This is a genomic window from Streptomyces misionensis (genome assembly GCF_007896895.1).
GTDB lineage: Bacteria > Actinomycetota > Actinomycetes > Streptomycetales > Streptomycetaceae > Streptomyces > Streptomyces misionensis_A.
In genome coordinates this window covers 22,134-28,973 of the sequence record NZ_VOGW01000037.1, presented here as the reverse complement: position 1 = coordinate 28,973, position 6,840 = coordinate 22,134, and the positions used below count along the sequence as shown (strand labels likewise).

Annotated in this window: 7 protein-coding genes; 6 read left to right on the top strand and 1 reads right to left on the bottom strand. The window is 74.0% G+C overall.

All coding sequences use genetic code 11. The annotated features are described in order from the left end of the window. Positions 1–79 precede the first annotated feature (79 nt). From FRZ03_RS06285 to FRZ03_RS06265, 5 genes are all read left to right on the top strand, one after another. The gene (locus tag FRZ03_RS06285) at positions 80–2,467 is read left to right on the top strand and encodes a glycoside hydrolase family 65 protein (protein WP_146464141.1); all 2,388 of its coding nucleotides are present in this window, start codon (positions 80–82) and stop codon (positions 2,465–2,467) included. 161 nt (positions 2,468–2,628) lie between these two features. Continuing rightward, a complete protein-coding gene (locus FRZ03_RS06280; protein ID WP_146464140.1) occupies positions 2,629–3,369 on the top strand; it encodes a LamG domain-containing protein in 741 nt (246 codons plus the stop codon). A 120-nt stretch (positions 3,370–3,489) separates the two neighbouring features. Then, a complete protein-coding gene (locus FRZ03_RS40085) occupies positions 3,490–3,792 on the top strand; it encodes a PIG-L deacetylase family protein (RefSeq protein WP_261398621.1) in 303 nt (100 codons plus the stop codon). Between the two features lie 417 nt (positions 3,793–4,209). Continuing rightward, positions 4,210–4,425 carry a hypothetical protein gene (locus FRZ03_RS06270; RefSeq protein ID WP_070025006.1) on the top strand — a complete coding sequence of 72 codons (216 nt, stop codon included), beginning with the start codon at positions 4,210–4,212 and terminating at the stop codon, positions 4,423–4,425. A gap of 131 nt (positions 4,426–4,556) precedes the next feature. Further along, the gene (locus FRZ03_RS06265) at positions 4,557–5,582 is read left to right on the top strand and encodes a cytochrome c oxidase assembly protein (protein WP_146464139.1); all 1,026 of its coding nucleotides are present in this window, start codon (positions 4,557–4,559) and stop codon (positions 5,580–5,582) included. 10 nt (positions 5,583–5,592) lie between these two features. Here FRZ03_RS06265 and FRZ03_RS06260 read toward each other — a convergent pair whose 3' ends face one another. After that, complete coding sequence (locus FRZ03_RS06260) at positions 5,593–6,189, bottom strand: helix-turn-helix domain-containing protein (protein WP_146464138.1); 597 nt, start codon at positions 6,187–6,189, stop codon at positions 5,593–5,595. On the opposite strand from FRZ03_RS06260, the gene FRZ03_RS06255 reads away from it, so the two are divergent. Next, positions 6,188–6,706, top strand: coding sequence for a GNAT family N-acetyltransferase (locus FRZ03_RS06255; protein ID WP_146464137.1), 519 nt, complete (start codon positions 6,188–6,190; stop codon positions 6,704–6,706). The two genes, FRZ03_RS06260 and FRZ03_RS06255, sit on opposite strands and share 2 nt — an antisense overlap. Positions 6,707–6,840 lie beyond the last annotated feature (134 nt).

The window sequence follows — 6,840 nt, the reverse complement described above, 5'->3', positions numbered from 1 at the left end:
GGGTGGGCCAGGCGGACGAACTGCGGGCACACGGCGCGGATGTGGTGGTGCGTGACCTGGCGGAACTCCTGGAGTCGCGATGATCACCCATCCCAGTTACACGGTCGAGCCGTGGTCCCTGCGCGAGACCGGGCTGAACCTGGACGTGCTCGCCCAGAGCGAGTCGGTGTTCGCGCTGTCCAACGGGCACATCGGCTGGCGCGGCAATCTGGACGAGGGTGAGCCCCACGGGTTGCCCGGCGCCTATCTCAACGGCGTCCACGAGAAGCACCCGCTGCCGTACGCGGAGGCCGGCTACGGCTATCCCGAGTCCGGCCAGACGATGATCAACGTCACGGACGGCAAGGTCGTCCGGTTGCTGGTGGACGACCACCCGTGCGATCTGCGTTACGGCCGGCTGCTGTCCCACGAGCGGGTGCTGGACTTCCGCAGCGGCGTCCTCAGCCGCACCGCCCGCTGGACCTCGCCCGGCGGGCGCACGGTGCGCATCACCTCGCGGCGGCTGGTGTCCTTCACCCAGCGCGCGGTGGCCGCGGTGGTCTACCAGGTGGAGCCCGAGGACGGACCGGCCTCGGTGGCCATCCAGTCCGAGCTGGTCGCCAACGAGCAACTGCCGCGTGCCGGGGGCGATCCGCGGGTCGCCGCCGCGATCGAGTCACCCCTGACGGCGGAGGAGCGCTACGCCGAGGACACCCGGCTGCGCCTCGTGCATCGCACCGAGCGCAGCGCGCTGCGGGTGGGCGCCGCGGCCGACCACATCGTGGAGGGGCCGGAGGGCACGCGGTGGTCGGCGCAGTGCGAGGCCGATGTCAGCCGGCTGACGGTGACCGCGGACCTGACGCCGGGACAGCCGCTGCGGCTGGTCAAGTTCGTGGCCTACGGCTGGTCCGCGGAGCGCTCGCTGCCGAGCATGCACGATCAGGTGGACGGCGCGGTGGCGGTCGCCGTCAGCACCGGCTGGGACGGTCTCGTCGCCGCGCAGCGGGAGTACCTGGACCGGTTCTGGGCCGGTGCGGACGTCGTGGTGGAGGGGGACGCGCAGATCCAGCAGGCGGTGCGGTTCGCCCTGTTCCACGTGCTCCAGGCGGCGGCCCGCGGCGAGAACCGGGCGATTCCCGCCAAAGGCCTGACCGGTACCGGGTACGACGGGCACTCGTTCTGGGACACCGAGTCGTACGTGATGCCGGTCCTGACGTTCACCGCGCCCGAGGCCGTGGCCTCCGCGCTGCGCTGGCGGCACAGCACCCTGCCGGCGGCCCGGGAACGCGCGCGCCAACTCGGCTTCGCCGGCGCGATGTTCCCCTGGCGGACCATCGAGGGCGCCGAGTGCTCCGCCTACTGGCCGGCCGGTACCGCCGCCTTCCACATCAACGCGGACATCGCGCTGGCCGTGGTCCGCTACATCGCGGCGACCGGGGACGGGGACTTCGAACGGGGCGTGGGCCTCGACCTGTTGGTGGACACCGCCCGGCTGTGGCGCTCCCTCGGTCACCACGACCCGGAGGGTGTCTTCCACATCGACGGGGTCACCGGTCCCGACGAGTACAGCGCCATCGCCCGGGACAACCTGTACACCAACCTGATGGCCCGGCAGAATCTGCTGGCCGCCGCGGACGCGGCCACCCGTCATCCGGACCGGGCCGACGAACTCGGCGTGGACGACGAGGAGGCCGCGGGCTGGCGGGACGCCGCGGCCCGCATGGCGCTCCCGTACAACGAGGAACTGGGCGTGCACGAGCAGTCGGCCGGGTTCACGCACTTCCAGCGCTGGGACTTCGAGGCGACCCCGCCGGAGAACTACCCGCTCCTGCTCAACTACCCGTATTTCGACCTGTACCGCAAGCAGGTGGTGAAGCAGGCCGACGTGGTGCTCGCGATGCTGGAGTGCCCGTACGCGTTCACCGAGGAGGACAAGGCCCGCAACTTCGCCTACTACGAGGCGCTGACGGTGCGCGACTCGTCCCTGTCGGCGGCTTGCCAGGCGGTGCTCGCCGCCGAGACCGGGCATCTCCGGCTGGCCTACGCCTATCTGGGCGAGGCCGCGCTGATGGATCTGGACGACCTGGAGCACAACACCCGCGACGGACTGCACATCGCCTCCCTCGCCGGGACGTGGATCGCCCTCGTCGGCGGCTTCGGGGGCCTGCGCTGGCACCTCGGCCACCACGAGCGGCCCGACGTCCTCGGCTTCGCGCCCCGCCTGCCCGAGACGCTGTCCCGGCTGGTGTTCACCGTGCAACTGCGCGGCCGCCGGCTGAAGGTGGACATCGGTCCGGCACAGGTCCGCTACCGGCTGGTCGACGGCGAACCGCTGACCGTGCTCCACCACGGGGAGCCGGTGACCGTGACCGCCGGCGCGCCGCTGGACCGCCCGATCCCGCCCGCGCCCGCGCGTCCGGAGCCGCAGCAGCCCCGGGGCCGGCGCCCGGAGCATCCGGGCGAGGCCGAGGAGCCCCAGGAGCCTTAGGGCCCGCTCCGGCTCGGCTGGAGAGTGCCGTCGGCCCGAGTCGGCCTGATCCGGAAGAAAGACCCTCGCCGTTCACCCGGACGGGTACTTCCCGTCGACGAGTCGGGGCGCGTACGCATGACCGTCCGCCGGCCGGTGAAACATCCGACATGGGGATGAGCATGGACGAACCGCCGCCGTGCGGCCCGTTACCGGGGTCGTTGCGCTTTCCGGCCGCGTCCGAGGTGGTGTTCACGGCGGACTTCGCGTCCACCGCCCAGTGGGTCGCGGGCCGTTCCCGTCCCTCTCCCGCGGACGGCCCGGAGCATCCGGACGACGACAGGCTGGACCGTCCGGTGGACGATCCCCGCTACTGCCGCTCGGGGGTCTTCCGGGCCACCCGCCGGCCGGACGGCCGCTGGCACTCGGGGCTGCTGACCACCGAGGGCAGCCAGGAGGGGTTCACCGTGCGGCCCGGCGATGTGCTGGACGCGCGGGTGCGGCTGCCCCGGCGGACCGGCGCCTGCCCGGCCATCCGGGCCGTGGGGGACGACGGGCGGGGGGTCGACGTGTTCGAGTACCACGCGGACAACCCCGACGAGCTGGAGTTCACCAACCGGGTGGGCAGCGCGAGTTGCCATCTGCACGACGACGCCGTCCGTCCCGGCGCCTGGGTGGACCTGCGCACCGAGTTCGGTCCCCGCTGTGTGATCTGGTCGCTGAACGGCGCCTCGGTCTTCGCCGACCACCGGGGTGTGGGCCATGCCTGGCGGGCCCATCTCGTCGTCGGCCTGGCGGTGAGCGCGGGGCGCTACCACCCGCCCCCGGAGCCGGGGACGACCGAGATGTCGTTCGAGGTGGGCAGCCTGGCCGTGCGCCGGCCGGCCGGCGGCGGGCGCACGGCCGGCGCACGGCCCGTATGAGGAAGGTGGTCCATCCTCGCCCGTAGCGGGTCTGCCGGCGGTGTTCGCGCACCCGGACGAGGGGTCGCTGTCCGCGGGCGGGGTGCCGGCCCGGCACGCGGCGGCGGCGCCCGTACCGGGGTGGTCACCGCGACGTGGACCGAGGGCACCACTCGCGCCGGGGAACCGGCCGAGGCGCCGCGCGTCCTCGGCGCGGGCGAGCAACGGCTGCTCGGTCACGCGGACGCGCGGGTTTCGTGGTCGGCGCCCGGCCGCGCCCGGATCCGCGACGCGCCGCTGGACGAGGCGGTAGGGCGGCTGGTGGCGCACATCCGCGCCTTCCGGCCGGGCGTCGTGGTCACCCACGACGCCTACGGCGGACCGCCGGGTCACCCGGACCATGTGCGCACCCACCGGGTGACCGTGCTCGCCGCCCACGCGTAGCCCTACCCGGGCCCCGGGGCCTCCCGGCGTCCGGGCGCGCCCTCTGTCCGGCCACGCATCCGCACTCGGTGGTCCCGGCGCCGCGGGAGGTCGTCGGCGCGCGCAGGACGCGGCCCACAGCGTGCCGGCGAGCAGGTCACGGCGACGGTCGGCGTCGGCCCTTGGCCGGAGCGGAAGACCGCCGCCGTGCCGGCGCACCGCTCCGAGGTGGCGCGCGGGGCCCTGCCGGGACTGATCGCCGCGCCGACGCCCCGGGAGCACGGACGGTCGCTGGGCACCGCGTGGTTCTCCGCCACGACCTGAGGACCACCGCGCCGCCGGGCACGGAGCCGACCTTCTGACCGTCGAGAGGCGGCGGCCCGCCCGATTGGCCATGCTGGGCTGAGAGTGACCCTTTCGCGTGACAAGGAGCACGGCATGCCGACGGACACGGTCGGACGATTCATGGCGGCCCTGGACGCCGATCAGCGCGAGGCCGTCGGCGCCAAACCGCGCGCCGAACAGGAACAGCTGGCGGCGGCCTGGGAACGGGAGCTGGAGGCGGACGACGAGCTGGACACGCTGGACGAGCTGTCCCCGCCGGCCGCGGAGGCCGAGGCGGCCCGCCGCGTGCTGCACCGCGAGGCCGGGTGACGGCGCGGGCGCCCGACGGGAGCCGCTTTCGGAGGTGACTCGCGGACCCTGCCGACGGGGCCGGTGGCATCAGGGACTACTGTCACCTGTCGTCCGTTGTGTCCCCGTCCGCAGCAGGAGGCGGCTTTTCCATGTCAGGTCATGCGACGGCCGCCCTGTCGGCCGGGAGCCTGCCGGAGCTGACGTTCGGACGGGCGCTCGGGTCGTGGCAGCCGGATGTGCCCGCGCTGATCCTGATCGTCCTGCTGGGCGGCCTGTACGGCTGGGGTGTGCTGCGGGTGCGCCGGTCCGGCCGGACCTGGTCGCCGGGCCGCGCCGCCGCGTTCGCGCTGCTGGGTCTCGGCGGTCTGGCCGTGGCCACGATGTCGAGCCTCGCGGTCTACGACCACGAGCTGTTCTGGCCGGCCGCGGTGCAGAACGTGCTGCTGGACCTCGTCACCCCGCTGGGCCTGGCCCTGGGCGATCCGCTGCGGCTGGCCATCGAGGCGCTGCCCGGCGAGGGCGCGGAGCGGGTGCAGCGGGTGATGTCCGGCCGGGTCGTGCGGCTGCTCACCTTCCCCCTGGTCAGTACGGCCCTGGTGCTGGCGACCGAGCTGACGGTCTACTTCACGCCGTACTTCGCCACGGCCCTGCGCGTGGGCTGGCTGCACGAGCTGATGTACCTGCACCTGCTGGTGGCCGGCTGTCTCTTCGTCGTGCCGGTGCTCACCCGCGAGGAGGCGCTGCCCGCATGGTGCAGCCACCCGGTGCGGGCGGCGCTGGTCTTCCTGGACGGCGTCATCGACGCGGTGCCCGGCCTCGTGGTGATGACGCACGGCACGCTGATCGCGGGCGCCTGGTATCTGCACCACGCGCCGTCGTGGTCGCCGGACGTCGCGCACGACCAGCAGATCGGCGGCGGTGCCATGCTGAGCATCGCCGAACTGGTGGCGCTGCCCTTCCTGCTGGCGATCCTGGTGCAGTGGGCGCGCGCCGAGCGGGTGCAGGCCGCGGCCCTCGACCGGCGGCTGGACCGGGACCTGACGCCCGCGGCACCCCGTGCGACCGGGTCCGGCGCGGCCGGGTCCGACGACGAGGCCGTACGGGTGCGTCCGTGGTGGGAGACGGAGCAGAACGAGGTGGCCGCCCGGATCCGCCGCCAGCGCGGCGAGGACTGACCGGGGCGGCTCAGGGCCGGGCGCCCCGGGCCAGGATGACGGCGTAGCGGCACTCGGCACCGGTGGTGTTGGCGAAGACGCGCTCGGCGGGGTCGCCGAGTTCGATGGTGTCCCCCGGCCCGAGTTCATGGCACTCGTCGCCGTCGTGGAAGGTCAGCCGGCCGTCGAGGACCCAGACGACCTGGCGTACGAAGGCGAAGGCCGCGGCCGGGTACGGCACCCGGGCCCCGGCGGGCAGCCGGATCTCGGCGACCTCGGCGGGAAAGTCCGGGCCGGTGATCTGACGGCGCCGGTAGCCGGTGGCGGGGTCGCGCCACTCGGCCGTGCCGGTACGGCGGGAGGCACCCGCTGCCCCGTCCGGCCCCGGCGCCGCGTCCCCGTCCTCCGCGAGGGCGAGCAGGGAGGCGATGCTCAGCTGGAAGGCGGCGGACAGCTTGCCGAGCACCACGGCGGTGGGGCTGCTCTCGCCGCGTTCGATCCGGTTGATCATCGCGCGGGACACCCCGGAGGCCTCGGCCAGCTGCGCCAGGGTCCAGCCGCGCCGCTCCCGCTCGGTGTGGATGCGGCTCGCGATCCGCCCCACCAGGGGATCTACTATGTTGGACATGCTTCCAATATATGAGAGGAACCGTGCCGTGACCGTGCGCCGGGCGCACGCCGGTGATGCGGAGGCGGTGCGCGCGATCCGCAACCATGCGATCGAGCACTCGACGGCCCTGTGGACCGAGACCCCGCAGTCGGCCGCCGAGGGCGCGGCCTGGCTGGCCGCGCACCTGGAGCGCGGCTCGGCGTTCGTGGCGGAGACCGACGGCGAGGTGGCGGGGTTCGCCGTCTTCGCGCCGTGGCGGGCCCTGGACGGCTACCGGCACACGGTGGAGGACTCCGTCTACGTCCGCGCGGGCCGGCACGGCCTCGGCATCGGCTCCGCGCTGCTGGCGGCCCTGATCGCGGCGGCGCGCGAGGCCGGCCACCACCTCGTGATCGCGGGTATCGAGGCGGGCAACGGGGCGTCGATCCGGCTCCATGAGCGCTTCGGTTTCGAACACGCCGGAACGGTGCGCGAGGCCGGGATCAAGTTCGGCCGCCGGCTCGATCTGACACTCATGCGGCTGCCGCTGGACTGAGCCGCCCCTCCTGTGTCCGGGCGCCCGCCGGGATGCGCGGCGGGATGGGCGGTCGTTTACTGAAGCCGTTCGGTGGAGCCGTCGAGCGTGGCCGCCGTCGGCGTTGCCGGACGCGCGCCGCCGAAGGCGCCGCC